Genomic DNA, 25,296 nt, shown 5'->3' with positions numbered 1-25,296 from the left:
AACTTTACATGGAAAGTTTATTGTATTTATTCATCATTTGTACGCCATGCACTAGAGAAGCTCCTCCTCTAATTGCTGCTGCAACATGGAGTGCTTCCATCATTTCTTCTTTGGTTATACCGCGTTGCAAGCCATCTCCCGTGTAGGCATCAATACAGTAAGGACATTGGACAGTATGTGCAACTGCTAATGCAATAAGAGACTTTTCACGAGCAGTTAAACTTCCTTCTTCAAACACCTTAGCATAATATTCGAAAAATTTAGTTCCTAGCTCCTCATTCCATTCAGTAATAGAGTTGAATTTCTTTAAATCGGCCGGGTCGTAGTATGTTTTCTGCATAATTTAATAGATAGAAAGTGTATAAGTTTAAAGGTCTAATCTAGTATATTTATTCTAGATTGAGGGGCAGTATTATTAGTTTAAGCTACTTTTAACGGATTCAATTAATTCTTTACATTCATCTGAAGTAATTCATCTAGATGTTTACGCTCATTAGACAGCCTTGGAACTTTATGTTGACCACCTAACTTATCATGTGCTTTTAACCAATCATAAAAAAGTTGTGGTCTAGCGGTATGTAAAATTAGAGGGCTTAATGTCATGTTGTTATAGCGCTTAGCTTCATAGTCAGAGTTAAGTTTTTGTAACTCAAGGTCTAATAGTTGGGCGAAATTTGCGATACTTCCAGGGAAAGTTTTGAATTCAATAAGCCATTCATGTGCTCCCTTGCTTTTGCCTTTCATAAATACTGGGGCAACTGTATAATCTATTAATTCGGCCCCAGTGGCCTTACATGTTCTTTTTAGCGCTTCTTCTGTATTCTCAATGATTAATTCTTCCCCAAAAACATTAATGAAATGTTTAGTACGTCCTGTTATTTTTATGCGATGAGGAGCAATACTTGTGAATCGTACTGTATCCCCAATTAGATAACGCCATAAACCCGCATTAGTAGTAATAACAATTGCATAGTTTTTTCCTACTTCAACGTCCCATAGAGGAATTACTTTTTCATGTGGGGTTCCATAGGTGTCCATAGGAATAAATTCGTAGAAAACTCCATAATCTAACATTAGAAGCAATTCATCCGAATGATTCCTGTCTTGTATGGCAAAAAACCCTTCAGAGGCATTATATATTTCGTAATAATTAAATGAATCTTTAGGGATCAGTTTATGGTATTGTTCACGATAAGGAGTGAAACTCACACCACCGTGAAAATAAACTTCTAGGTTTTCCCAAAGTTCAAGTAAATGGTTTTTTCCAGTAGTTTCCAATGCATTGTTTAATAAAACTAACATCCAGGAGGGAACTCCTGCTAAGCTGGTCACATTTTCATGTACAGCTTCTTTAATAATTGCTTGCATTTTTGTCTCCCATTCACTCATAAGAGAAACTTTGTTACTTGGTGTACTACTAAACTCAGCCCATATTGGCATATTGTCTATTAGTATAGCTGAAAGATCACCAAAGTAGGTTCCTTTATCTTCATAAAGTTGTTTGCTACCACCAAGCCTTAGGCTTTTTCCTGTGAAAAGCTGGGAGTCTTCATTGTTATTTAGATATAGACATAGCAAGTCTTTGCTTGATTTGTAGTGACAGTCCTGTAAAGCTTCTTCACTTACAGGTATGAATTTGCTTTTGGCATTTGTAGTTCCACTACTTTTTGCAAACCAACGAATGGGTGTTGGCCAAAAGACATTTTGTTCTCCGCATCGCGTTCGCTCTATAAATGGTTCCATTTCTTCATAACGAACCACTGGTACTTTAGATCTAAATTGCTCATAATTTCTAATATTAGAGAAATCGTACATTTTTCCATAATACGTGTATTGAGCTGTCTGTAATAATTGGTTCAGTAACTCCTGCTGTACTTCATTAGGATACTTGATGAAAAGTTCCATTTGATGAATCCTTTTCTTTAAAAACCATGAGGCAATAGAGTTAAATATTGTTATGGGCATATTAATGAACTTTTCTGAAGAGATATAAGGGTTTTTACCTTGTAAACGTGCCTGCTGTTAGGATGTTTATTTCTTTTGGCGTACCTTCGTCATAGACCAGAAAGGGCATCCCTGATGGTAAAAATATAAAAACTTTTCCCATGTTTGAAGGTGTACTCGTAAAAATGAAATCTGAATTACAAATTCCTATTCAATACTATCTAGAAATGAAGGAAGATTTCATTCATCTTAATCAAGCTTTGGATAAGACTTTTCAGATAACATTTCTTAATTATGAATGCCTGAATTGTGGAAAGAATCTGCCTATCTACCGTCAGGGTTTTTGTAAAAGTTGTTTTTTTGAGGTTCCTCAAGCTGCTGATTGGGTTATGCGACCTGAACTTAGCAAGGCTCATCTCGGCATAGAAGAAAGGGATTTATCCTATGAGAAAGAAATGCAACTTCAACCGCATATTGTGTATTTGGCTAATTCTAGTGAAGTTAAAGTTGGGGTGACACGTAAAAGCCAAATCCCTACTAGATGGATTGATCAAGGAGCACATGAGGCCATTTTACTTGTAGAAGTACCTAATAGGTATTTAGCAGGTATTACTGAGGTTGCTCTTAAAAATCATATTTCTGATAAAACTAACTGGAGAAAAATGCTAAGTAATGATGTTGAAGATGTTAATCTTGAAGCAGTTAAAGAGAAGTTAGCAGAATTTATTCCAGAAGAGGTAAAGCCTTATTATGTGGATACTAAGTTAACTGAGGAACATTTGAATTTCCCAGTGTTACAATATCCTACTAAAGTAAAAAGTCTTAATCTAGATAAAACATCAGACTACAAGGGTGTCCTAAAAGGAATTAAAGGACAGTATCTTATTTTTGAAGACGGGACAGTTTTTAATGTAAGAGCCAATGAAGGCTATTGTGTGCGAATTAATATTGGATTTATTGAATAAAAAGAAAGGTTTCCCCTTTTTTAACTTTTTCTGCAAATGAAGCTATCGAATTGTGTCTTAATTCATGCAGAAAACTCACCTTAAACGGTTGTACACTGTGATGGATAGGGCAAGGACTTTCTTCAGAACATTCCTTGAGTCCCAGAACACACATTGAAAACTTTTCAGAGCCGTCAATATGTTCTACTACCTCCATAAGAGGCAATTTTTGGTTTTCTTCAGTAAGGAAAAAGCCTCCGCCAGGTCCTTTTGTAGAGGTTATAACGTTTTTCTTCGCCAAAGTTTGTAACAGTTTGGCAAGAAACGGAGATGGTATTTGTATGGCATCAGCAACTTCTTTTACGCCTATCTTTTGATTTTCAGAAGCATTAACGGCAATATACAATACTGCATTGATGGCATACTTGCTGGAATTTGACAACATATACATGATTTTAAGGCCTAAAATTAATCATTATTATTTATTAGTAACCTATTACAAATATAATAATAAAATAAAAAAAGACCTTATAATCCTTTAATTAAAAAATAATTGTATATTTGTCTAGTTAAATTCTATAACTGAATCAATTAAATCACACATCATGAAAATGCGTTTACACATTACCTTAGCTACGCTACTTACTACATTTTTAATTAGTTGCGGAAGTAAAGAGGAAAAGAAGGAAGGGTTCTCTTACGAACGTAAAACGGAGCCTAAAGAGCAAGAAGCTCCGCCTAAAACAACTATTACTGGAGCCACAGTAGATTTAACCAATAAAGGGATTGGTCCTGTAAAATCGGTTACTATAAGTGAAACTATAGATCAGAGCATGGCATCTCAAGGAGAAGAATTATTTAAATCACTTTGTGCAGCCTGCCATAAACCAACTAAAAAGTTTATAGGCCCGGCTCCTATTAATATTTTAGAACGTCGCTCTCCAGAGTGGGTTATGAATATGATAATGAATCCAGAGCAGATGATAAAGGAAGACCCTATTGCTATCCAATTGCTAAAAGAGGCTAATGGTGCGCCAATGGCCAACCAAAATGTCAGCGAAGAACAGGCTAGGGCTATTTTAGAATACTTCAGAACCATTAAATAGTAGTATTTTTTATGAAAACACTAACCAAAATTGCTTTACTAGCAGTGAGTGGCGCCTTCATTTGGGGGTGTAACTCCAATAAAAATGAAGGAAGTCAAGCCGGAGCCTTAGGGACGGATGCTGCTTCCAAAGTTTATGTGAAACCAGGAGAACATGATGAATTTTATGGCTTTTTCTCGGGAGGATTTAGCGGACAACTAAGTGTGTATGGGTTGCCTTCAGGACGTCTTCTTAAAGTAATACCTGTATTTTCACAAGATGCCGAAAAGGGCTATGGATATAATGAAGAAACCAAAGGAATGTTGGAGACTTCATTCGGATTTGTGCCATGGGATGATGCTCACCACCCTGAGTTATCCCAAACAAATGGAGAGACAGATGGTCGCTGGATTTTTATAAATGGAAACAATACTCCACGTATTGCTCGTATTGATCTATCCACTTTTGAAACTGCTGAAATTATTCAGATTCCTAACAGTGGAGGTAATCACAGTTCACCATTTACGACAGAAAATACGGAGTATGTTGTAGCTGGAACTCGTTTTTCAGTCCCTTATCCTCAAAAGGATATGCCAATTAAGGATTATAAAGGGAACTTTAAAGGGGCGCTTACCTATGTGAAAGTTAATCCTGAAACTGGACATATGAATGTTGAATTTCAAGTAATGATGCCTGGATTCAACTATGATTTAGCACACTCAGGTAAAGGAAAATCTCATGGTTGGACCTTCTTTACGACCTACAATACAGAAGAAGCTAGCACACTTCAAGAAGTAGGAGCCTCTCAAAATGACAAGGATTTTATAGCAGCGATTAATTGGAAAAAAGCTGAGGAATACCTAAAAGCAGGAAAATTTAGAGAAATGCCTGCCAATTATGTTCATAACCAATACAGTGATGAAACACATTCCACTGTAAGTACTAAACACGATAAGGTAAAAGTATTGATCCCGGAGGATTGCCCAGGTCTAGTGTATTTTCTTCCTACTCCAAAATCTCCTCATGGAGTGGATGTAGACCCAACAGGAGAGTATATTGTGGGGAACGGGAAACTCTCTGCAGACCTTACCGTGCACTCTTTTACCAAAGTATTGGATGCCATAGAAAAGCAAAAATTTGATGGGGAAGCCTATGGAATACCAATCCTAAAGATGGATGAAATAGTTGCTGGAATTGTTAAAGAACCAGGCCTTGGTCCATTACATACAGAGTTTGATGATAAAGGAAATGCCTATACTACATTTTTCATTTCATCAGAAGTGGTAAAATGGAAAGTGGGTACTTGGGAAATTCTTGATAGGGCTCCAACCTACTATTCTGTAGGCCATTTGATGATCCCAGGAGGGGATTCAAAAAAACCTGATGGTAAATATTTGGTAGCACTTAATAAAATTACTAAAGATCGTTATTTGCCAACAGGGCCAGAATTAAATCACTCTGCTCAATTGTATGATATCTCTGGAGATAAAATGCAGCTTCTACTAGATTTCCCTACCATAGGTGAACCACACTATGCTCAGGGTATTGCTGCTAGCAAGGTAAAGCCTGCATCTAAGAAATATTATCCTTTGGATGAAAACAAACATCCACATGCAGTTAAAAAGGATGCTGATACTCGTGTAGTAAGAGATGGCAATGTTGTTCGTGTATATATGACGGCTATCCGTAGTCACTTTTCTCCGGATAATATTGAAGGTATCAAGGTAGGGGATAAGGTTTATTTCCATATAACTAATCTAGAGCAAGATTGGGATGTGCCACATGGATTCTCTGTTATGGGAGCTAATAACGCTGAGCTATTGATAATGCCTGGGCAAACGGAAACATTATATTGGGAACCAAAGTATGAAGGTGTATTCCCATTCTATTGTACTGATTTCTGTTCTGCTTTACATCAGGAGATGCAAGGATATGTGAGAGTTTCGTCCAAAGATGCTAACGTACCATTAAAATGGTCGTTGGGAGATGACGAATAATAACGTTCATAGTGAGTGTTTTTAAGGAATTGTAGAATTCCGCTGTTGAAAAAGGTTTGCTGGACTTGATTTCGGCAAACCTTGACCAACAGTCTTTATGATGGCACCCCATCTTAACAACTTAAATTCTGAATAATGAAAATAGTATCCAGATGGCTCATGGCTATCGCAGCACTATTGCTCCTTATGTTATTTGTTTTTCCAATTTGGCAGATAACTCTTATTGCACCCCAATATCCAGATGGTATTACACTATATATTTGGGTTAACCAGATTACAGGAGATAGTCCAGGGACCTTGCAAAATATAAATATTCTGAATCACTATGTAGGCATGAAATACATAGAACCCGATTCAATTCCTGAACTTACTTATTTCCCGTACATTATAGGCTTCATGACTGTATTGGGATTAATTTTTGCGTTCATTGGAAAGCGAATTCTATATCTCATATGGACCCTTTTAATGGGTTTGTTAGGGATTCTTGGAATTTACGATTTTTACCTATGGGAATATGATTATGGTCATAATTTAAGCCCAACAGCTCCAATCAAAGTACCTGGAATGGCATATCAGCCACCACTTTTTGGAGAAAAATATCTGCTTAACTTTTTAGCTAAATCTTATCCTGATTGGGGAACCTATTTTATGGTAATAGCTATAGCCATGGCTTTTGTGGCATTCTGGTTATTGCGAAAAAAGAATAATACAGTATAAGGAACTCACTGTAAAAGCCAATACTGTTAGGGTATTGGCTTTATTATAAAAAATTTGGAGATGAAAAAAATTATCAAATTACTTTTTATGTATATGCTACTTTCAGCATGTACACCAAAGGCTCAATCCATTACCTATGGAGCTGATATGTGTCACTTTTGTAAGATGAATATTGTTGATGTACAGCATGCTTCTGAAATTGTTACTAAGAAGGGAAAAGTGTTCAAATACGATGCGATCGAGTGTATGTTAAATTCTGAAGAACATCAAGCTCCGGAAAAAAATGCGCTTTATCTTACCAATGTGTATGGACAACCCGAGATATTGGTCAATGCTACCAAAGTTACTTATCTCATTTCAGAAAGGTTACCCAGTCCAATGGGGGCCAATCTTACTGCCTTTGAAACTGAAAGTGCAGCTCTAAAAGCAAAAGAAGAATTGGGAGGTGAAATTTATTCCTGGAGTGCACTTTTAACTCGTTTTTCCAAGTAATATAATTACATGACACACTATGAGGCTAATTATTGTACTTTGGAGTGTATGGTTATACACTGTTGCTAGCTATGGGAATACTATAAATGTATGTAATTCCTGTTCATACAAAACATTGAAGTCTGCTATTGCTGCGGCTAAGGATGGAGATACAATTGTGGTTAAGAAAGGGCTGTATAAAGAAGGAAATATTATACTGGATAAACAAATTGTATTATTAGGTGAGGATAATCCTGTTCTTGATGGAGAAATGAGAGCAGAAATACTCACAGTGACAGCATCAAATGTAGTAATTCAAGGTTTTCAATTTAAAAATGTAGGAGAGAGTTTTACTAAGGATTTTGCAGCGATACGTCTTGTTAAAAGTCATAATTCACGTATTATGAACAATAATTTTGAAAATGTTTTTTATGGAATTTTTCTTGAAAAATCGAATCATGTAACCATTAGTACTAATTTCATAACAGGAAATGCTGTGTTGGAATATAAATCAGGAAATGGAATTCATTTATGGTATTGTAAAAACATTACAATAGAGAACAATACTGTTTCTAAAGTTCGTGATGGTATTTATTTTGAGTTTGTGGATGATAGTAGGGTAATTAATAACCGAAGCTTTAACAATCTTCGCTACGGGTTACATTTTATGTTTTCTAATAACGATTTGTATATGCATAACACTTTTGATGCTAATGGTGCTGGTGTTGCTGTAATGTATTCTAAAAAAATTGAAATGAAGTATAATACATTCAAGAGAAATTGGGGTGCTGCATCTTATGGTTTATTGTTGAAAGAAATTAATGACGCCGAGATTGCTCATAACAAGTTTTTGCAAAATACTATTGGGATTAATGTAGAAGGATCAAATAGGCTTAATTATTCCTATAATAGTTTTGAAGAAAATGGTTGGGCTGTAAAGATAAATGGGGCATGTTTCAATAATGATTTTCGAAAAAATAATTTTCTGAACAATACTTTTGATGTGGCTTATAGCGGACATTTGAATGATAATTCATTTTCGCAAAATTATTGGAGTGCATATACAGGATATGATTTGAATCGGAACGGAATCGGAGACGTACCTTACCGCCCTGTAAAGCTGTTCTCTTATGTAGTAAATAAAACACCAGAAAGTATAGTCTTATTAAGAAGCCTTTTTGTAGATATTATTAATTTCTCAGAAAAAGTGTCACCTGTATTTACCCCTACCCATCTTATGGATACTGAACCGTTAATGAAAAAAGTTTCGCTATGATAACCTTTACTAATCTACATAAAAATTACGGAAAACTTGAAGTTTTAAAAGGCCTTAATCTCACTGTGTCTGATGGAAAGATAACTGCTGTATTAGGTCCAAATGGTTCTGGTAAAACCACCCTGATCAAGAGCTTTTTGGGTATGGTAATTCCATCTGAGGGTGAAATTTCCTTTCAGGAAAAAAATATTAAGGGCAAATGGCAATACAGAGAAGAGGTGAGCTATTTACCGCAAATTGCAAATTTCCCAAAAAATTTAACGGTTTTAGAGTTGCTTAAGATGATTAAAAACCTGAAAGGCAAACACTGTGAAACTGATAGCCTTATAGCTGATTTTAGATTGGAACCACATTTAAAAAAATCACTTGGTAATCTTTCTGGAGGAACTAAACAAAAGGTAAATATCGTTTTGGCATTTATGGTTGACAACCCATTATTGGTACTTGATGAACCAACCTCAGGTCTTGATCCTGTTTCATTGTTAACTCTAAAAAGACTTATTTTATCAGAAAAGGAAAAAGGTAAAACAATACTTATCACATCTCATATTTTAAGTTTTGTAGAAGAAATTGCAGACGAAATTGTATTTATACTTGAGGGAGATATTTATTTTCAGGGCACGGTAACTGAATTATTAGTACAAACATCTAAGTCTAACTTTGAAGAAGCTATAGCTTCTCTATTACTTAAAGGTCATGCGTAAGATTATACAATACAGTTTTTTTGATCTTGTGCGCAGTAGCTGGAGCTATGTGTACTTGTTGTTTTATTTATTGTTGGGTTTTACCCTATTGTTTTTAAATAACGATTTGTCTAAGTCGGTGATCACTCTTATGAATGTAATCATAATACTCACACCGCTAATTGCTACTGTTTTTGGAATTATGTACTATTATAATTCAAGGGAGTTTATCGAGTTATTGTTGGCCCAACCACTTAAACGATCTACTTTATTTATTGGTCAATATTTAGGGGTAGCACTTTCTCTGAGTTTGAGCTTATTGTTGGGATTAGGAATTCCTTTTATAGCCTATGGAATCTTCAATTCTTCTGCTATTTGGGATTTTACAATTTTAATGATTACCGGAACCTTTTTGAATTTTATTTTTGTGGCATTAGCCTATACAATTGCCCTTTACAATGAGAATAAGATAAAAGGATTTAGTTATGCTATACTATTATGGTTGTTTCTTGCTGTTATATATGATGGTATTTTCTTGGTGCTATTAATGATTTTTAGTGAATATCCTCTGGATAATTTGTCATTGGTAGCGACGGTATTTAACCCCATCGATTTATCTCGTATTCTCATTTTATTGAAATTAGATATTTCTGCACTTATGGGGTATACAGGCGCAGTATTTAAAAACTTTTTCGGAAATGCCGTTGGATTGATGTTGTCTTTTACAGCATTGGCTATGTGGGTGTTAATTCCTTTATGGTTGTTATACCGTAAGGCTAAGCGCAAAGATTTTTAAAATCAAAAGCCCGAATTTTTCGGGCTTTTGATTATCATTGTTTTATCGTGTCCTTTTTCTTTTTACCAAAAAGATTTTTTAGAGCATCTTTGGCCTTTTCTTCAACCTTCGCTTTTGTTTCATCCGTAGTCTTTGTTTTGGTGCTATCTGAAACGTTGGTTTGGGTTGAATCTTTTTTGTTGCCTAAAAGGCCAGTGAGAGCATTGGTTAATTTTTCCTTACCTTGATTTGTTAGTTTCTCTTTTTGATAGGCAACTAATTGATTGGTCAAGGAGGTAACTGATTGTTTCATATTTGTTGATACAGAAGGATTGGAAAAACTTCCTCCTATTTGGGCAGAAACAGGAATTGTAATTTGTTGCGCTTCTTCAGGACTTAAGCTATTCAATAGGTTGTTTACATCTTTTCCTAAATATTTCGCAGGTACTTGGAATGTTGCATTGTAATCCATGCTATTATCAAGACCGTGACTACCACCAAGTTCAATAGCAATATCTTGATATTGAATTGTTAAAGGTTTTAGATTTACTTTTCCATCATTGAAACTGATAGACGTTTTTAATTTGCTAAGATCTATTTTACTGAAATCAATGAATGATAGTTGATTTCCTAATAATGATAATGCTTTGGATTGTTCGGGTTTAATGTTACTAGCTAATAGTTCAGCCAGCGCATTTCCACTAATATTGGCTAAGTTTGGTGTGAAATCTTCTTTAAGTGTTCCCTTTAAAGATAAAGTACTATTTAGTTTGCCTTGTAAAGCAGAAGCAATTGGTGCTAATGCTTGTAATAAATCCATTCCTTTGAAGGATTGCGAAATATCAAAAGAATTGATCCCTAAATTCATGTCAAAAACTGGCGTTGATTCTTTTGTTGATACACTTCCATTAAGAGCTAATTTCCCTCCAAAAATTCCCGATTGGAAGTCCTGCAAGGTGGCTTTTTCATCATCTATTCGCAAGGTGCCTTTTACATCCTTTAGAGTAAGGTTATCATAGGTGACTGTTTGCGCGTTGGCGTTAATGGTTATGTCTAAAAATGAAGGAATTTTAATAGTTTCTTCTCCAGAATCTGGAGTTGTATTTTCATTTTCTAAAGTTTCACCTTCAGCCACCATGAAGTCACTTAATGCAAAATGATTGGAATTTAGATTAAAATTTCCTTCTAGTTTTTCCTTTCGGAAAAAGAATCCAAGTAAATTATGGATACTTCCTTGGGCTTGCAGGTCTGTTTTACCTGTTTTTGCTACAAAGTTTTGTAGCGAAACTGTAGTTGGATTAAAGGATAAGTCAGCTGAGTTTATAGCCAGAGGAGTTGCCATTTCATCACCATTATACTCAAAATTATTTAGAGATAATTTCCCTTCATTACGTGTTCGTTCATATTGCTTTTGTTCAATAGATTGCATATCAAAATACGTATGAATATTAGCCGTAAGTAGACCTTTCATAGGAACTTTTTGCGGCATGGGATAGGCCTTGGAAAGGTTACCTAAATTGAGTTTGCCATTTATGGTAGCATCTACAATTGGGTTTTCAATAATATTTTTGATGTGAGCATTAGCACTGAAGACATCTTGGTCAATTTGGAATGATAATCTTTCTATGGTGACATAGGTATCATTAGTTATTCCAGTTTTATTGGCAATTTCCGTATTTAGATTGATATTTCGTACTGATTTTGGTAAGTCAGGATATTTAAACATGGCATTTTTAGATTCAATACGAATATCAAAAGTCGGAATGTGGTTATCATCAACCATTCCCTTGAAAAAGCCAGAAATTTCGAAGTTTCCTTGGGTTTGTACGTTGGCAATGTTTTGTGTATATGTTTCTGGGAGCACTGCAAGGAAATTTTTAAAATCAGAAGAAGGCGTTTTAAAGGTGATATCAACCATTTGACCTTGTTCGAGTAATTGGATATAGCCGTCGAAATTCAAAGGAAGTTGATTGATAAGGGCTTCGTTTTGTAAAAAGCTATATTTGCTTTCAGTTAGGTCAACTCCGATTAGGGCATCTAGCTTTAAAGGAATTTTTTGTAGGTAATTGGTCCCGTCAAAAGTGAAACTTACTTTTGCCTCAGAGTGTGTTTGAAGTTCAGATACTGCAGTAGATAAATCACCACTACCCTGATGATTGAATTCGCTGATTAAAAGTTCCATTCCGCTTGATGCATCTTTGTATGATATGATGCCGTCTTTAATTTCATAGCCTGATACAGAAAATGTAAAGGGTTCGCTTTCTACTTGAGAGGTGTTTTCAGAGGGCTTGGCGATGTCATAATTGGCAACTCCTTCTTCATTAACAAGGATTGAAACCTGTGCCTTTGTTACAGAGAAATAATCCAGTTTCATCGGTTCATCACTACCTTTAAACAATTCTTTTATTGACATTTTTAAGGTGATTTCATCCGCAGTAAAAAGAGAATCCCCTTCAAAAGGAGCGTGATTGATTAGGCTAAATTTTTCTATACCAACTCTAGCATTTGGGAAATTACGAAGTAAACTAATATCAACATCTGTAAAATCAACTGTTGCATATAAACTCTCGTTAATATTTTCTTTAATAAGAGCTATTATTTTGTCCTTAAAAAAATAAGGGATAGCTGCCAGGGCACCAATACTAAGAAGTAGAAAGGAGGCAATAATTACGAGTGGTTTTTTAAACTTTTTCATACGTATAGCTGATGATTTTTCAGAGGATTAAAAGTACGGTGATTTCAAAGGAAATCAAAGGATTGCCACGTTGTATTTTTGTTAAAGGAGCTAGTTCGATATTATAGAACAATTTCTTCACCAGGTTTAAGACCAAACTTTTTTCGAAGAATAAATACAACAGCATATAGCAAAGGAGTATCAAGCATGGCAATCATTACCTTGAAGAGAAAGCCACTTACGACCAGTCCATAGAAAAGGTTCCATGGAAGAACTTTAAAAATGCACAATAAAGAGACCACTGTAAAGGTGTCTATAAACTGTGAAGAAAACGTAGAGAAGTTATTACGAAGCCATAAATGTTTTCCTTTGGTAACACGCTTCCAAAAATGATAGATTGAAATGTCTATATATTGAGCAAATAGGTAGGCGAGCATTGAGGCTAAAACGGCAATTGGTGATAATGCGAATACATTTGCGAATGTAGTATTGTTTACAGGAGAGGCTGGCATTGCCTGTGTTTTGTTGGCAATCCATAATATTCCCATGGAAAAAACAGAGGCAAAGATACCTGCTGTTACTATTTGGTTTGCTTTTTTCTTTCCGTAGATTTCTGAAATAAGATCCGTAATTAAGAAGGTAAGTGGATAGGGCAGAATACCTACTGAAAGCTCAAATAGAGGTGCTCCTAAAATGGTTATATTTCCTAAGGGTTGCCATTGAAAGAATTTTTGAAAAATAAGGTTGGAAACCACCAAAGAGGTGATAAATAATGCACCCAAGTAAAGGTAAATAGAAAAGGCTAATTTACGGTCTTGAAATGTCATACCCTAAGACTTATTTTTATTGAATGGCAAGTTCAAATGGCAACCGTGCTTGAACACCTTTTTGAGTACTTAAGTGTTTTATCTTTTGAAGAATTTCATAGGTAGGTTCTCCTATTTCTTCTTTAACAATATTTTCTTTAACCTTGGCAGATGAAATGCCAAAACGTTCGAGTATTTCGTCAATGCTGCTTTCATAATTTGGGTAGGACTCTACTACGTAATTTTCAATTCCATTATCCTTCGCAATCGCTTTCACAGTTTGAGATAACCCCCCAATTTCATCTACAAGTCCAATATCTTTTGCCGTGTTGCCACTCCAAACACGACCTTGAGCTATACTGTCAACTTCTGCAATACTAAGATTTCTACCAGCCGATACTCGCTCAAGAAAGGTACTGTAAATATTTTCAATGGATTCTTTTGTAGTACTTATAAATCCTTCTGATGGTGATTCAAAGAGGCTAAATCCTTGAGAATTCTTATGGGTGTTTACTTGTTCCGCATTTATTCCCCAACGATTCGCAAGATTTTTAATATTAGGTAAAATTCCGAATACACCTATTGAGCCAGTTATTGTGTTGGGTTCTGCAAAAATTTTGTCTGCACCACAAGCTATATAGTAACCTCCTGAGGCGGCATAGTTACCCATTGAGACATATACTGGTTTCTTGGCCTTAGCCAGTTCAACTTCACGCCACATGATATCTGAAGCAAGTGCACTTCCACCTGGAGAATTCACACGAAGTACAATGGCTTTTATTTGTTCATCTTGTGCAGCCTCGCGTAAAGATTTTGAAATAGTGCCTTGACCAACAAAATTCTTATCTCCCTTGCCATAAATAATTTCACCTTCAGCATATATTACGGCAATTTTATTTTTTCCAGAAGTAATTTTAGGTCTATGGCCTACGTGTTCTGCATAATCGTAAATATTTATATAATTCAGTTTATTGTCCATACTAAGGTCAGAGGCCAAATAAAGAGCGGACTCGTACTGATCTTCATATACAATCTTATCAATTAGCCCAGAGGCCAATGCAAGTTGTGGGTTACGGGCGTTAAGTTCATCTGCAATTCTATTCAAATGTGCGATATCTACTCTTCGACTTTCAGCAATATCAGCAACCATAGTATTCCAAAGTGATTGTAATAGTTCTTTTATTTGAAGCCTATTATCGTCACTCATACTATTCTCAAGATAAGGTTCCACTGCGCTTTTATATTTCCCATGACGCACCACTTCTAATTTTATACCCGATTTTTCCTGAAAATCTTTGAAAAATAGAACCTCGGATGAAAGTCCTTTAAATTCCATTTCACCTAAAGGGTTTAAAAAGATAGAGTCAGCAACTGAACTGAGATAATAATCTTTTTGGAGCATTATATCACTGTAGGCGTATACAAACTTGCCAGAGTTTTTAAAATCATCGAGAGCATCTCTAAGTGCTTTAGTTTGTGCCATTCCTCCCATTAGAAATGTGTTATAAACACTTATTCCCTTGATTTTTGAGTCTGTCTTAGCAGCTCTAATGGCTTCCAATATATGATTCATTCCATCATAATTTTCATACGAATGGTCAATATCTGTAATAAGGAAGCGACCCCCGTAATCTTTTAAAGGCTTATTGAATTGCAATTCCAAAATGCTGTTATTGTGCACGGTGACAACATCACTCCCACTCCCTGCAGAGAGGATAGAGATAAACATTAAAAAAACGAAAAACATGATGCCAGTTGCTATAAAAACACCTAAAATCGAAGCTAGTAAATTTCTTAAAAAAGCCATCTTGAAAACTTATTAACAATGCCGACAAAGATAAACTCTTTCTAATTTTCTTTTGTTTACTTTGTCTTGTATTATGAAAAAATTAAGTCGCGTATATATAGCTATTGGTAGCAATTTAGGAAATAAGTTACAAAATTTACAAAACGCGGTGTATGAAATTTACAGGCGAGTAGGTGAAATTGCTGGACTTTCCCGAGTTTATGAAACAGAATCTTGGGGGTTTACTAGTGCAAATTTTTATAATGCTTGTCTAGCTGTTGATACAGCTTTAGAGCCTCAGGAGGTAATGGATATGTTACTTGATATTGAGGAAGGGTTGGGGCGTGTACGCCATCGTCGGAAAAATTATGAACCTAGATCTATAGATCTTGATGTACTATTTTATGATGATCGGATAGTTGAAACGGCTACGTTGCAAATACCTCATCCTCAAATGGTTTTACGTCAATTTGTGTTACAACCCCTTCATGATATAGCTCCCGGAAAAATACACCCTAAATTATTCAAAACTATTTCGGAGTTACTTGAAGAATGTGATGATGAATCTGTTCCTATACCTGTTAGAGAAGAACTTCAGAATCCATCGGTATTGTCTATTTTTTCCAAATATAATTATATTGCGATTGAAGGGAATATAGGTGCGGGAAAGACTTCTCTTGCTCATAAAATTGCATTGGATTTTAATGCTAAATTGGTGCTTGAACGTTTTGCTGACAATCCTTTTCTGCCTAAGTTTTATGAAGACAATGCTCGCTATGCATTTCCTCTGGAAATGTCTTTTTTGGCAGATCGGTATCAGCAAATTTCGGATGATCTTTCACAATTTGAGTTGTTTAAAGATTTTATAGTGTCAGATTATGATGTTTTTAAATCTTTAATTTTTGCTAAAGTAACCCTATTACCTGAAGAGTTTACATTATATCGAAAGTTGTTTCATATTATGTATAAGGATATGGTAAAGCCAGATTTGTATATCTATCTTTATCAAAATACAGAGCGATTATTACGAAATATTAAAAAACGTGGTCGTGATTATGAGCAGAAAATCCCTGGAGAATATCTTGATCGAATCAACCAGGGATATTTAGACTTCATTAAGACTCAGCCTGATTTAAATGTATTGGTTATTGATGTGTCTGATATGGATTTTGTTTCAAGCGAAAATGATTATTTTGAAATTTTGTCAGCAATAAAGAATCACTGAAGTTTACAGAATAAATCCCATAAAACAATTCCGGTGCTAACAGAAATATTTAGTGAGTGTTTGGTGCCGTACTGAGGAATTTCGATTACTTTATCACAAGCATTAACTGCTTTTTGAGAAACACCTTTTACTTCGTTTCCGAAAACCACTGCATAAGTACACCCTTTATCTGGTTGAAACTTGTTAAGCATTGTTGCGTGTTCCGTTTGTTCAATTGCAAGAGTAATTATGCCTTGGGTTTTTAGGTGTTCTATTACGTCGGTTGTTTTTTCAATATATTCCCAATTAACACTTTCCGTAGCTCCTAAAGCAGTTTTGTGAATGTCTTTATGGGGAGGGGTTGCGGTAATGCCGCAGAGATAAATTTTTTCAATTAAGAATGCATCTGCGGTCCGGAATACAGACCCGATGTTGTTTAGACTTCTAATGTTATCAAGGACTACAATTAGCGGGGTTTTGTCAGCTGCTTTGTATTCATCTACATCGAGACGATGTAATTCGCTGTTAGCAAGTTTGCGCATGATTATTTTTTTGAAATATTTGAGATTAGTTAGATACCCATTTTAGACCAACAATAGAAATAATGAGTGTAGAAATAAAGAAAATGCGCCAGAAATCTGCCTGTTCTTTGAAAATAAAAATTCCAATTAAAACGGTTCCTACAGCACCAATACCTGTCCAAACAGCATAAGCTGTACCTATCGGGAGTGACTGAGTAGCTTTTACTAGAAGAAGCATACTAATAGCTAGACAAATTAAAAATCCAAGGTACCAATAAGTAGCAACAGGTCCGGTGCTTTCTTTTGCTTTTCCTAAACAGGCAGCAAACCCTACTTCAAAAAGGCCTGCGATAATGAGGAGAATCCAGTTCATAAGGTAATGAGATTTGTGTGTAAAATTAATGAATTTTTAAAGGTTCTTTGGTGTGAATTTAATTTGGGCGCTCTCGTGTTTGTATATAATCTTTTCACTTTCATGATTCATAAAAAACAAAAAATCATAACTTCGCCTTTTAACTTTAAAAATTGTTGTTGTGAGTAAAGCTAAAGTCGTTAAAGAGACACCTCTAATGAAACAATACAATCAAATTAAAGCAAAGTATCCTGATGCTTTACTATTGTTTCGTATAGGAGATTTTTACGAAACCTTTGGCGAAGATGCAATTAAAGCTGCCGGTGTATTAGGTATAGTACTTACTCACAGGAATAATGGAGGTGATCGGACTGAATTAGCCGGATTTCCCCATCATTCCCTTAACACATATCTTCCTAAACTAGTGAAGGCGGGTATGCGTGTGGCTATTTGTGATCAATTGGAAGATCCTAAGCAAACTAAAACTATTGTTAAACGTGGAGTAACTGAGCTCATTACACCTGGTGTTGCATTAAATGATGACATACTTCATGCTAGAACCAATAATTTTTTAGCCGCATTATGGCAAGGAAAAGCACAGTGGGGGATTTCCTTTTTAGATGTGTCAACAGGTGAGTTTTTAACTTCCCAAGGTACTGTGGAGTATATTGATAAATTACTTCAAAACTTTCGGCCCAGTGAAGTGTTGGTTCCTAAAAAAATAAAAAAAGAATGTAAAGAGCTTTTTGGAGATGGTTTTCATACTTTTTTATTGGAGGATTGGGTGTTTCAAGAAGATTTTGCTTTTGAAACGTTAACGGGTCATTTTAAAACTAACTCTCTTAAAGGTTTTGGTATCGAGCAGTTAAATGAAGGAATAGCAACTTCAGGTGCTATCTTATATTACCTTTCTGAGACGCAACATCATAAATTAGAGCATATATCAACTTTACAACGAATTGCTGAAGAGGATTATGTGTGGATGGATCGATTTACAATTCGTAATTTAGAATTATACCACTCTCAAGCTTCTAATGCCGTAACATTACTTGACGTAATTGATAAAACCTTATCGCCAATGGGAGGGCGGATGCTAAAACGTTGGTTGGCTTTACCGCTTAAAAATGGAATTAAAATAAAACAGCGGCATGAGGTTGTTACTTATTTATTGGATCACGAAGATATTCATAAGAAAATACAGCATCAATTAAAGCAAATAGGAGATCTAGAACGATTAATTTCAAAGGTGGCAACAGGGAAAATTAATCCAAGAGAAGTTGTTCAGTTAAAGAATTCAATGAGTGCTATCTCGCCAGTAAAGGCAATTGCTATAGCCTCTGAAAATGAGGCATTACAGCGTTTAGGGGAGCGATTACAAAACGGGGAATTATTGAGCTCCAGAATAAAAGAAATGTTGACTGAAGAGGCACCTGTTCAAATTCAGAAAGGTAATGTGATAGCTCCTGGGTTTTCCGATGAGCTTGATGAATTACGGAATTTGTCGCATTCGGGGAAATCCTACTTGGATGCAATGCTAGAGAGAGAGACTGAACGTACAGGAATACCATCCTTGAAAATAGACAGTAATAATGTATTTGGATACTATATTGAAGTACGCAATACCCATAAGGAAAAGGTGCCAAATGACTGGACAAGGAAGCAAACTCTAGTTAATGCTGAACGTTACATCACAGAGGAACTTAAGGAATATGAAGCTAAAATATTGGGTGCTGAAGAGAAAATTTTAGTCTTGGAACAACAACTTTTTAACGAGCTAGTTGGTTGGTTGTCAGGGTATATTGTGCAAGTGCAATCGAATGCTGTTATTATGGCTCAGTTAGATTGTTTATGTGGTTTTGCCCAGCTTGCAAAGGATAATAAATATGTGTGTCCTAAGTTTTCAGAAGGGTATGAATTGGATATCAAGCAGGGTCGTCATCCGGTAATTGAGAAACAACTTCCAGTAGGGACGCCATATGTAGCTAATGATGTGTATTTAGACAGAGATAGCCAACAAATGATTATGATTACTGGACCAAATATGAGTGGAAAATCAGCTATTTTAAGACAAACAGCTCTAATTGTGTTGCTCGCTCAAATGGGAAGTTTTGTTCCTGCTCAAGCTGTCACATTAGGTGTGGTAGATAAGCTGTTTACCAGAGTAGGTGCTAGTGATAATATTTCCATGGGAGAATCAACTTTTATGGTAGAAATGAATGAAACTGCTTCTATTCTTAATAATATCTCAGAAAGAAGTTTGGTGTTACTTGATGAAATTGGGCGTGGGACTAGTACCTATGATGGAATTTCTATAGCTTGGGCAATTTCTGAATATTTACATGAACATCCAGCTCGTCCAAAAACTTTGTTTGCTACACACTATCATGAGCTTAACGAGATGACTGAGACTTTTGATCGTATTAAAAACTTTAATGTTTCTATTAAAGAAACTAAAGATAATGTGTTGTTTTTAAGAAAGCTTGTTTCTGGAGGTAGCGAACATAGTTTTGGAATTCATGTGGCGAAAATGGCAGGTATGCCTCAGCAAGTGCTGGCTAAAGCTAATAAAATACTTAAGAAATTAGAGAAATCTCATTCAAGTGAAGAGCTTACGGATAAATTAAAAACGGCTCAGAATGAAATGCAGCTTAGTTTTTTTCATTTAGATGATCCTTTGTTGGAGGAGATAAAGCAAGAGATTATTCATACAGATATTGATACGCTAACCCCGATAGAAGCACTAATGAAGCTAAATGAGATAAAGCGAATGTTAACTCGAGCTAAATAGGGTAGTCTGATAATCAGTTCCCTAGAGATTATTGTGAATTATTTTGTCACTTTTTTTCTAAAACGTTTTGGTATTTGTGGAAATGTATTAAATTTGCATCCGCAATTAAGATTAGGAATTGCACACGTTCCTTAACAAAAATGCGAAAATAGCTCAGCTGGTAGAGCGCAACCTTGCCAAGGTTGAGGTCGCGGGTTCGAACCCCGTTTTTCGCTCAAAAGAAACTGATGACATTTTCAGTTCTTTTGTCCTGCATCAGTGCTAGGCTCGGGTGGTGGAATTGGTAGACACGCTGGACTTAAAATCCAGTGAGCAGTAATGTTCGTGCGGGTTCAAGTCCCGCCCCGAGTACAAAACGGGACAAGTTCTTAAAATTAGAGTTTGTCCCGTTTTATTTTTATGTAAAATCCTACTGAATAAGAGATTCGCTCCTTTTGTAATTAAAAAGGCATGTATTTTTAAAAGGTTTGGATAAATTATCAAATAGTAAAGAATTTTGTCATTGCAGGATGTTATTGTATTTTCCCCATTACTTTTTCAGTTAATCGGTCACATTGTTTAAAACCAAATTCAAATAGATCCTTAGTATTTGATAATTTGTAAAGTATTTCTTTTAGCATTTCTTTTGAACGGTGTAGTCTTATTTTTACATTAGCAAGACTTAGATCTAAGGTTGTTGCTATTTCCTTTAAACTCATTTCTTCCACTTCTTTCATTATATAAACTACCCTGTATTTAAATTCCAATTTGTCAATTGCATTTTCTAGGAGCTGCTTTGCTTCATTTTGTATCATTTTTTCTTGTGGATTTGATTGTATGTTGTCAGGGAATTCTATAATAGACAAATCATTCTTACCTTGGTAAAAACTATTCAAGTGTATAATATTCCCTTTGTTTTTTAGAACTACTAATGATTCATTAATTGCAATGCGAATTAGCCAAGTTGAAAACTTGGAATTTGAATTAAATTGATGCAAATTCGTGAATGCTTTAATATAGCTGTTCTGCATTATATCTTCTATCTCTTCTTGGCCTTTGATATAGCTTCTAATGATTCGAAATAGTTTTTGGTTGTTACGTCTTACCAAAATCTCATATAATTCCTTCTCGCCACTCAAAATGCGATTTATTATAATTTCATCTGTAATTTTTTGATGATTAATAGGTATGGCTCTCATGGTTTATGTTGTTTCATAATTAGATAGTGAAACTTAAAAAAAGGTACAAAATTTTGTATCCTTTTTAGGCTTCTGGTTATCAAAGGTGGGTAATATATTTATAAACAATAAATTATAAGATTATGGATACTAATGTACAGAGAGTTAAACACCTTTTGAAATATACTTTTGGATTCGTTCCAATTGTAGCAGGATTGGATAAATTTTCAAACATATTAACTAATTGGAGTCAATATGTGTCGGAAGGTTTTGCAGAAATACTGCCTTTTGAACCATCTACTTTGATGATGATAGTTGGAGTTGTTGAGATTCTAGCAGGAGTTTTAGTATTAACTAAAACTAAGATTGGGGCAATTGTTGTTTCAGTATGGTTAACTGCAATTGCCCTAACCCTTATTTTTTCTTGGTCTTATGTAGACGTTGCAGTTAGAGATTTGGTAATGGCTATTGCGGCTTTTTCTTTGGCAAAACTTTCTGACATAAAAGAAGTGAAAGCTTCTAGTTAATAATCTGGATTTAAATAGCACTTTTTTCACTTTCGTAGAAAGCTGGATTTGGATCAATTTCGGGTATGAGCGAGGTTATTTATGCTTGAAAATATAATTTTGAACGCCGTTGTATTTTTATAACGTTGTCATGTAGCTATTTCTCGAGGTTCTTTATGAGAGGGAAACTGAATAAAGAATAGCTTAAAGGTCTTTATTATAATAGCAGCCTCTATTTTTATTTTGGTCTAAGGATTGAACTACAATTTCTTGTGCAACAGTTATCATATTTATTACTTCATATAATGATGCTGTGGTTCGATATTGATAGGTAAGTGCTTTTGCTTCTTGGTATAATTTTTCCAATAGTTCTGTAGCAGTACGAAGCTCTTCACTTGTTAGTACAATTCCTCTGTAATGTTGCATTACATTGTGTAATGTTTGGGTTAGAATGGTTAAAATTTCTTTTGGAGTTTCAGGTTTCGTTAGATCGTATATTGGAGTACTAATCTTTTTCGAAAAAATATTTTTACGTAAATGTTTCCCGATGTGTAATACAATTTCATGGGCGTAAACTAATGCTTCAAGTAATGAATTTGAGGCAAGTCTATTGGCTCCATGAAGTCCCGTGTAGCTGCTTTCTCCACAGGCATAGAGTTGTTGTATGCTAGTTTGTCCGTTTTTATCCACCGAAATACCTCCGCATAAATAATGTTGTGCTGGTACTATGGGAATCCAGTCTTTGCGGATGTCAATTCCTATTGACTCACACTTTTTAAGGATCGTAGGAAATGTGTTTTGAAAATGTGAATATGATAGTAGAGTTGCGTCCAAAAAAACATGTGATTTCCCAGTTCGTTTCATTTCCTCATATATACAACGTGACACTATATCTCGTGTTGCAAGTTCACCTCTGGGGTCATATTGTAATACAAATCTCTCGCCAGCTGCATTTCGGATATGGGCCCCTGCTCCTCGGACTGCTTCTGAAATAAGGAATGGCATTGATACTCCAGGTTGATAGAGTACCGTTGGATGGTACTGAACAAAAGCCATATCACGAGTGCGAGCACCTGCTCGTAAAGCCATAGCAATACCATCTCCAGTGGCAATTGATGGGTTTGAAGTATGGCCAAAAATGTGTCCAACACCTCCGGTTGCAATTACTGTATTTTTTGCTTTAAGAGGAATAATAGTACCAGAAAGCTGATGTAACGCCATGATACCAAAACATTTTTTCCGAGAGGAGTCCAGCAGTAAATCTAGTGCAAAGTGGTGGTCTAGAAAGGTAATGTTGGGTAATTCTCGTGCAGTATGAAGCAATGCACGGATCACTTCGCTACCTGTAATATCTTTATGATGTACTATTCGATTATGGGAATGGCCTCCTTCTCTCTCTAAGGCAAGAAGTGTATCTGTTTTTTTATCAAATTGCGCTCCCCATCTTATAAGTTCCTTAAGTCGTTTGGGTGCGTTGCGCACAACATGATTTACAACTTTTTTTCTACAGTGACCATCTCCTGATATTAGGGTGTCTTTTATATGGTTTTGGAAGGAATCTTCTAATTTGTCAAGAACTACTGCAATCCCACCTTGAGCATATTGGGTGTTGGATTCTTCTGGAATTAGTTTGGTGACGATTGCAATATTACGTTTTGGGTATTTTTCGGCCGCCTTAACAGCTATTGAAAGTCCTGCAATTCCAGTACCAAGAATAAGTAGGTCTGTTTTCATAAATTAGTGAGCTGAAAGTTCCAACATTCGGTTTATTGGGTATAGGGCTTTATTTTGAATGTCTTCTGCAACCAATATTTCAGGGGCTTCCATTTGTAAGCAGTTGTAAAGCTTTTCTAAGGTATTCATTTTCATAAAGGCACATTCACTACAAGCGCAGTTGTTATCTTCTTTAGCAGGGGCCGGAATCAATGTTGCCTGTGGCACTGCTTCCTGCATTTTATATAGAATTCCTGCTTCTGTAGCTACGATAAATTTGTGTTCAGGGTGTTGTTTTACAAAGGAAATCATGCCAGCTGTTGAACCGATATAATTAGCCGTTTTCAGGATGTGCGTTTCACTCTCTGGATGTGCAATAATCTTTGCGTCCGGATGTTGTTGTATAAGAGAAATCAATTTATCCGCTGAAAACGCTTCATGGACAACGCAACTTCCGTCCCAGAGAAGTAATTCCCTCCCAGTTTCTTGCATTACATAGCGACCTAAGTTCTTGTCTGGGGCAAAAATTATAGGTTTGTCCTCTGGTACCGAATTTACTATGGCAACTGCATTAGATGAGGTACATACTATATCACTCATGGCTTTTATTTCAGCACTGCAGTTTACATAGGTTATAACTAGATGATCTGGATGTGAGTTGATGAACTTTTGAAATGCCTCTGGAGGACATGACTCTGCTAAAGAACAACCAGCATTAACATCAGGAAGCAGTACTTTTTTTGAGGGATTAAGAATTTTAGCAGTTTCGGCCATAAAATGTACACCTGCAAACACTATCATGTCAGCATCAGTTTCCGCAGCTTTCTGAGATAAACCAAGACTGTCCCCAACGTAATCGGCTACTTCTTGAATTTCAGGAATTTGGTAGTAATGTGCCAGAATTACAGCATTCTTCTGTTTTTTTAATTCTGCTATTTTATGTTGTAACATATTGGTTTTCATGACGTGACGAATGAGAGTGTTATTCATGCGCAATATTACAGGTAATTGTAATTTTAAAATATGACGAATGTCATATCGATCTTCACTAAATTAAAATACGTATAAGTCTTTTTATATGATTAGGGTCATAAAATCAAGGGGGGATCTATAGTTAATTTTGTGATGTTAAATAAGTGAACTATGGATACTTTACAAGAAAAAACGGTTGCTGATTTTGTTACGGCAAATATTAAAACGGCTGATGTATTTAAAAAACATGGTATTGATTTTTGTTGCGGAGGAGGTATTACTCTTTCAAAGGCATGTGATAAATACAATGCAGATTTTGACAGTCTAATTAATGATTTAATGGCTATTAATGAGACTCCAAACAAAGCTTATGATTATAACAGCTGGGACTTAGAGTTTTTGATTGATCATATTGTAAATGTACATCATAGCTATGTTGAAGAAAATATACCGTTGCTATTACAGTATGCTCAGCGTGTAGCTCAAGTACATGGAACTCATTATGAAGAGGTCGTAACTATTCATCGATTAGCTACTGAGGTAGCCAATGAACTTACTACTCACATGAAAAAAGAAGAAATAATATTGTTCCCTTTTATAAAAAAAATGATCAAAGCCTCTAAAAAAGGTGAGAGTTTAACTCCTCCAGCCTTTGGTACGGTAAACAACCCCATTGCAATGATGGAAGAGGAACATGAAACAGCAGGTGAATTACTTCGCCAAATTGCTAATCTTAGTAATAATTATACACCCCCACAAGGGGCCTGTAATACCTTTAAAGCACTTTATGCTAAGCTTGATGAATTTGAACAGGATTTACATCAACACGTTCATTTGGAGAATAATATACTTTTCCCAAAAGCTAAGCAATTAGAAAAAACAATAGCATCCTAAAATGCTTTTGGTTAGTAGTGGTTGGAAACTT

At 35.5% G+C, this 25,296-nt stretch carries 23 protein-coding genes and 2 tRNA genes; 14 read left to right on the top strand and 11 right to left on the bottom strand.

The annotated features are described in order from the left end of the window. Positions 1–4: 4 nt before the first annotated feature. Positions 5–340 carry an arsenosugar biosynthesis-associated peroxidase-like protein gene (locus PT603_RS09740; RefSeq protein ID WP_008236978.1) on the bottom strand — a complete coding sequence of 112 codons (336 nt, stop codon included), beginning with the start codon at positions 338–340 and terminating at the stop codon, positions 5–7. 104 nt (positions 341–444) lie between these two features. Beyond that, positions 445–1,965 carry a GH3 auxin-responsive promoter family protein gene (locus tag PT603_RS09735; RefSeq protein WP_008236981.1) on the bottom strand — a complete coding sequence of 507 codons (1,521 nt, stop codon included), beginning with the start codon at positions 1,963–1,965 and terminating at the stop codon, positions 445–447. Between the two features lie 140 nt (positions 1,966–2,105). Here PT603_RS09735 and PT603_RS09730 point away from each other — a divergent pair, with 140 nt between their 5' ends. Then, the gene (locus PT603_RS09730) at positions 2,106–2,909 is read left to right on the top strand and encodes a DUF2797 domain-containing protein (protein ID WP_008236983.1); all 804 of its coding nucleotides are present in this window, start codon (positions 2,106–2,108) and stop codon (positions 2,907–2,909) included. On the opposite strand, the gene PT603_RS09725 is transcribed toward PT603_RS09730, so the two are convergent. Then, positions 2,899–3,333 (bottom strand): RrF2 family transcriptional regulator, encoded by a 435-nt coding sequence (locus PT603_RS09725; protein WP_040488514.1) that lies wholly within the window; start codon positions 3,331–3,333, stop codon positions 2,899–2,901. The genes PT603_RS09730 and PT603_RS09725 overlap by 11 nt on opposite strands. Positions 3,334–3,493: 160 nt before the next feature. Between PT603_RS09725 and PT603_RS09720 the strand changes: the two genes are divergently transcribed. From PT603_RS09720 to PT603_RS09690, 7 genes are all read left to right on the top strand, one after another. Continuing rightward, positions 3,494–3,994 (top strand): c-type cytochrome, encoded by a 501-nt coding sequence (locus PT603_RS09720; RefSeq protein ID WP_008236987.1) that lies wholly within the window; start codon positions 3,494–3,496, stop codon positions 3,992–3,994. An 11-nt stretch (positions 3,995–4,005) separates the two neighbouring features. Further along, positions 4,006–5,970: a Sec-dependent nitrous-oxide reductase gene (nosZ, locus tag PT603_RS09715; protein ID WP_008236988.1), complete on the top strand. Its 1,965-nt coding sequence runs from the start codon at positions 4,006–4,008 to the stop codon at positions 5,968–5,970. A gap of 135 nt (positions 5,971–6,105) precedes the next feature. Beyond that, positions 6,106–6,687: a hypothetical protein gene (locus tag PT603_RS09710; protein ID WP_008236991.1), complete on the top strand. Its 582-nt coding sequence runs from the start codon at positions 6,106–6,108 to the stop codon at positions 6,685–6,687. 60 nt (positions 6,688–6,747) lie between these two features. Continuing rightward, positions 6,748–7,179, top strand: a complete 432-nt coding sequence (locus PT603_RS09705) for a nitrous oxide reductase accessory protein NosL (RefSeq protein WP_008236993.1) — start codon at positions 6,748–6,750, stop codon at positions 7,177–7,179. A 19-nt stretch (positions 7,180–7,198) separates the two neighbouring features. Then, positions 7,199–8,434, top strand: a complete 1,236-nt coding sequence (locus tag PT603_RS09700; RefSeq protein WP_008236994.1) for a nitrous oxide reductase family maturation protein NosD — start codon at positions 7,199–7,201, stop codon at positions 8,432–8,434. Beyond that, on the top strand, positions 8,431–9,138 hold the full coding sequence (locus PT603_RS09695; protein ID WP_008237003.1) for an ABC transporter ATP-binding protein: 708 nt from the start codon (positions 8,431–8,433) through the stop codon (positions 9,136–9,138). Before PT603_RS09700 ends, PT603_RS09695 begins: the two co-directional genes overlap by 4 nt. Then, a complete protein-coding gene (locus PT603_RS09690; RefSeq protein WP_008237005.1) occupies positions 9,131–9,913 on the top strand; it encodes a hypothetical protein in 783 nt (260 codons plus the stop codon). The genes PT603_RS09695 and PT603_RS09690 overlap by 8 nt, the downstream gene beginning before the upstream one ends. 34 nt (positions 9,914–9,947) lie before the next feature. On the opposite strand, the gene PT603_RS09685 is transcribed toward PT603_RS09690, so the two are convergent. The 3 genes from PT603_RS09685 to sppA form a co-directional block, all read right to left on the bottom strand. Then, positions 9,948–12,587: an AsmA-like C-terminal region-containing protein gene (locus PT603_RS09685; RefSeq protein WP_008237006.1), complete on the bottom strand. Its 2,640-nt coding sequence runs from the start codon at positions 12,585–12,587 to the stop codon at positions 9,948–9,950. A 101-nt stretch (positions 12,588–12,688) separates the two neighbouring features. Next, a complete protein-coding gene (locus PT603_RS09680) occupies positions 12,689–13,393 on the bottom strand; it encodes a queuosine precursor transporter (RefSeq protein WP_008237008.1) in 705 nt (234 codons plus the stop codon). Positions 13,394–13,409: 16 nt separating this feature from the next. Beyond that, complete coding sequence (sppA, locus tag PT603_RS09675; protein WP_008237010.1) at positions 13,410–15,179, bottom strand: signal peptide peptidase SppA; 1,770 nt, start codon at positions 15,177–15,179, stop codon at positions 13,410–13,412. Between the two features lie 73 nt (positions 15,180–15,252). Here sppA and folK point away from each other — a divergent pair, with 73 nt between their 5' ends. After that, positions 15,253–16,383 carry a 2-amino-4-hydroxy-6-hydroxymethyldihydropteridine diphosphokinase gene (gene folK, locus PT603_RS09670; RefSeq protein WP_008237012.1) on the top strand — a complete coding sequence of 377 codons (1,131 nt, stop codon included), beginning with the start codon at positions 15,253–15,255 and terminating at the stop codon, positions 16,381–16,383. Here folK and PT603_RS09665 read toward each other — a convergent pair. Further along, a complete protein-coding gene (locus PT603_RS09665) occupies positions 16,377–16,904 on the bottom strand; it encodes an RNA methyltransferase (RefSeq protein ID WP_008237014.1) in 528 nt (175 codons plus the stop codon). The genes folK and PT603_RS09665 overlap by 7 nt on opposite strands. 25 nt (positions 16,905–16,929) lie before the next feature. Continuing rightward, positions 16,930–17,256 (bottom strand): DMT family transporter, encoded by a 327-nt coding sequence (locus PT603_RS09660; protein ID WP_008237015.1) that lies wholly within the window; start codon positions 17,254–17,256, stop codon positions 16,930–16,932. Between the two features lie 196 nt (positions 17,257–17,452). Here PT603_RS09660 and mutS point away from each other — a divergent pair, with 196 nt between their 5' ends. The 3 genes from mutS to PT603_RS09645 all read left to right on the top strand — a co-directional run bounded on the left by mutS (position 17,453) and on the right by PT603_RS09645 (position 20,374). Then, on the top strand, positions 17,453–20,023 hold the full coding sequence (gene mutS, locus PT603_RS09655; protein ID WP_008237016.1) for a DNA mismatch repair protein MutS: 2,571 nt from the start codon (positions 17,453–17,455) through the stop codon (positions 20,021–20,023). A 142-nt stretch (positions 20,024–20,165) separates the two neighbouring features. Then, positions 20,166–20,238 (top strand) — tRNA-Gly (locus PT603_RS09650). Between the two features lie 50 nt (positions 20,239–20,288). Next, a tRNA-Leu gene (locus tag PT603_RS09645) sits at positions 20,289–20,374 on the top strand. Positions 20,375–20,535: 161 nt separating this feature from the next. Here the strand turns inward: PT603_RS09645 and PT603_RS09640 are convergent. Further along, a complete protein-coding gene (locus PT603_RS09640) occupies positions 20,536–21,201 on the bottom strand; it encodes an RNA polymerase sigma factor (RefSeq protein WP_008237031.1) in 666 nt (221 codons plus the stop codon). A 122-nt stretch (positions 21,202–21,323) separates the two neighbouring features. Between PT603_RS09640 and PT603_RS09635 the strand changes: the two genes are divergently transcribed. Next, positions 21,324–21,707 carry a DoxX family membrane protein gene (locus tag PT603_RS09635; protein WP_008237033.1) on the top strand — a complete coding sequence of 128 codons (384 nt, stop codon included), beginning with the start codon at positions 21,324–21,326 and terminating at the stop codon, positions 21,705–21,707. Between the two features lie 183 nt (positions 21,708–21,890). Here the strand turns inward: PT603_RS09635 and nadB are convergent, their stop codons facing one another. Together nadB and nadA are read right to left on the bottom strand one after the other, a co-directional pair. Further along, positions 21,891–23,420 carry an L-aspartate oxidase gene (gene nadB / locus PT603_RS09630; RefSeq protein WP_008237036.1) on the bottom strand — a complete coding sequence of 510 codons (1,530 nt, stop codon included), beginning with the start codon at positions 23,418–23,420 and terminating at the stop codon, positions 21,891–21,893. A gap of 3 nt (positions 23,421–23,423) precedes the next feature. After that, complete coding sequence (gene nadA, locus PT603_RS09625) at positions 23,424–24,389, bottom strand: quinolinate synthase NadA (RefSeq protein ID WP_373568184.1); 966 nt, start codon at positions 24,387–24,389, stop codon at positions 23,424–23,426. A 153-nt stretch (positions 24,390–24,542) separates the two neighbouring features. On the opposite strand from nadA, the gene ric reads away from it, so the two are divergent. Continuing rightward, positions 24,543–25,265 (top strand): iron-sulfur cluster repair di-iron protein, encoded by a 723-nt coding sequence (gene ric / locus PT603_RS09620; protein ID WP_008237039.1) that lies wholly within the window; start codon positions 24,543–24,545, stop codon positions 25,263–25,265. Positions 25,266–25,296 lie beyond the last annotated feature (31 nt).

The sequence above is a fragment of the Imtechella halotolerans genome, assembly GCF_028743515.2.
Classification (GTDB): Bacteria; Bacteroidota; Bacteroidia; order Flavobacteriales; family Flavobacteriaceae; genus Imtechella; species Imtechella halotolerans.
This window is presented reverse-complemented; position numbering and strand designations above follow the sequence as displayed.

Coding starts and splice junctions, on each gene's coding strand:
- PT603_RS09635 (WP_008237033.1), top strand. CDS start 21,324: ATGGATACTAATGTACAGAGAGTTAAACACCTTTTGAAATATACTTTT.
- PT603_RS09710 (WP_008236991.1), top strand. CDS start 6,106: ATGAAAATAGTATCCAGATGGCTCATGGCTATCGCAGCACTATTGCTC.
- PT603_RS09700 (WP_008236994.1), top strand. CDS start 7,199: ATGAGGCTAATTATTGTACTTTGGAGTGTATGGTTATACACTGTTGCT.
- nadB (WP_008237036.1), bottom strand. CDS start 23,420: ATGAAAACAGACCTACTTATTCTTGGTACTGGAATTGCAGGACTTTCA.
- folK (WP_008237012.1), top strand. CDS start 15,253: ATGAAAAAATTAAGTCGCGTATATATAGCTATTGGTAGCAATTTAGGA.
- PT603_RS09740 (WP_008236978.1), bottom strand. CDS start 340: ATGCAGAAAACATACTACGACCCGGCCGATTTAAAGAAATTCAACTCT.
- PT603_RS09665 (WP_008237014.1), bottom strand. CDS start 16,904: ATGCGCAAACTTGCTAACAGCGAATTACATCGTCTCGATGTAGATGAA.
- PT603_RS09725 (WP_040488514.1), bottom strand. CDS start 3,333: ATGTTGTCAAATTCCAGCAAGTATGCCATCAATGCAGTATTGTATATT.
- PT603_RS09690 (WP_008237005.1), top strand. CDS start 9,131: ATGCGTAAGATTATACAATACAGTTTTTTTGATCTTGTGCGCAGTAGC.
- PT603_RS09640 (WP_008237031.1), bottom strand. CDS start 21,201: ATGAGAGCCATACCTATTAATCATCAAAAAATTACAGATGAAATTATA.
- nadA (WP_373568184.1), bottom strand. CDS start 24,389: ATGAATAACACTCTCATTCGTCACGTCATGAAAACCAATATGTTACAA.
- PT603_RS09695 (WP_008237003.1), top strand. CDS start 8,431: ATGATAACCTTTACTAATCTACATAAAAATTACGGAAAACTTGAAGTT.
- ric (WP_008237039.1), top strand. CDS start 24,543: ATGGATACTTTACAAGAAAAAACGGTTGCTGATTTTGTTACGGCAAAT.
- PT603_RS09735 (WP_008236981.1), bottom strand. CDS start 1,965: ATGCCCATAACAATATTTAACTCTATTGCCTCATGGTTTTTAAAGAAA.
- sppA (WP_008237010.1), bottom strand. CDS start 15,179: ATGGCTTTTTTAAGAAATTTACTAGCTTCGATTTTAGGTGTTTTTATA.
- PT603_RS09730 (WP_008236983.1), top strand. CDS start 2,106: ATGTTTGAAGGTGTACTCGTAAAAATGAAATCTGAATTACAAATTCCT.
- PT603_RS09720 (WP_008236987.1), top strand. CDS start 3,494: ATGAAAATGCGTTTACACATTACCTTAGCTACGCTACTTACTACATTT.
- mutS (WP_008237016.1), top strand. CDS start 17,453: ATGAAACAATACAATCAAATTAAAGCAAAGTATCCTGATGCTTTACTA.
- PT603_RS09680 (WP_008237008.1), bottom strand. CDS start 13,393: ATGACATTTCAAGACCGTAAATTAGCCTTTTCTATTTACCTTTACTTG.
- PT603_RS09685 (WP_008237006.1), bottom strand. CDS start 12,587: ATGAAAAAGTTTAAAAAACCACTCGTAATTATTGCCTCCTTTCTACTT.
- nosZ (WP_008236988.1), top strand. CDS start 4,006: ATGAAAACACTAACCAAAATTGCTTTACTAGCAGTGAGTGGCGCCTTC.
- PT603_RS09660 (WP_008237015.1), bottom strand. CDS start 17,256: ATGAACTGGATTCTCCTCATTATCGCAGGCCTTTTTGAAGTAGGGTTT.
- PT603_RS09705 (WP_008236993.1), top strand. CDS start 6,748: ATGAAAAAAATTATCAAATTACTTTTTATGTATATGCTACTTTCAGCA.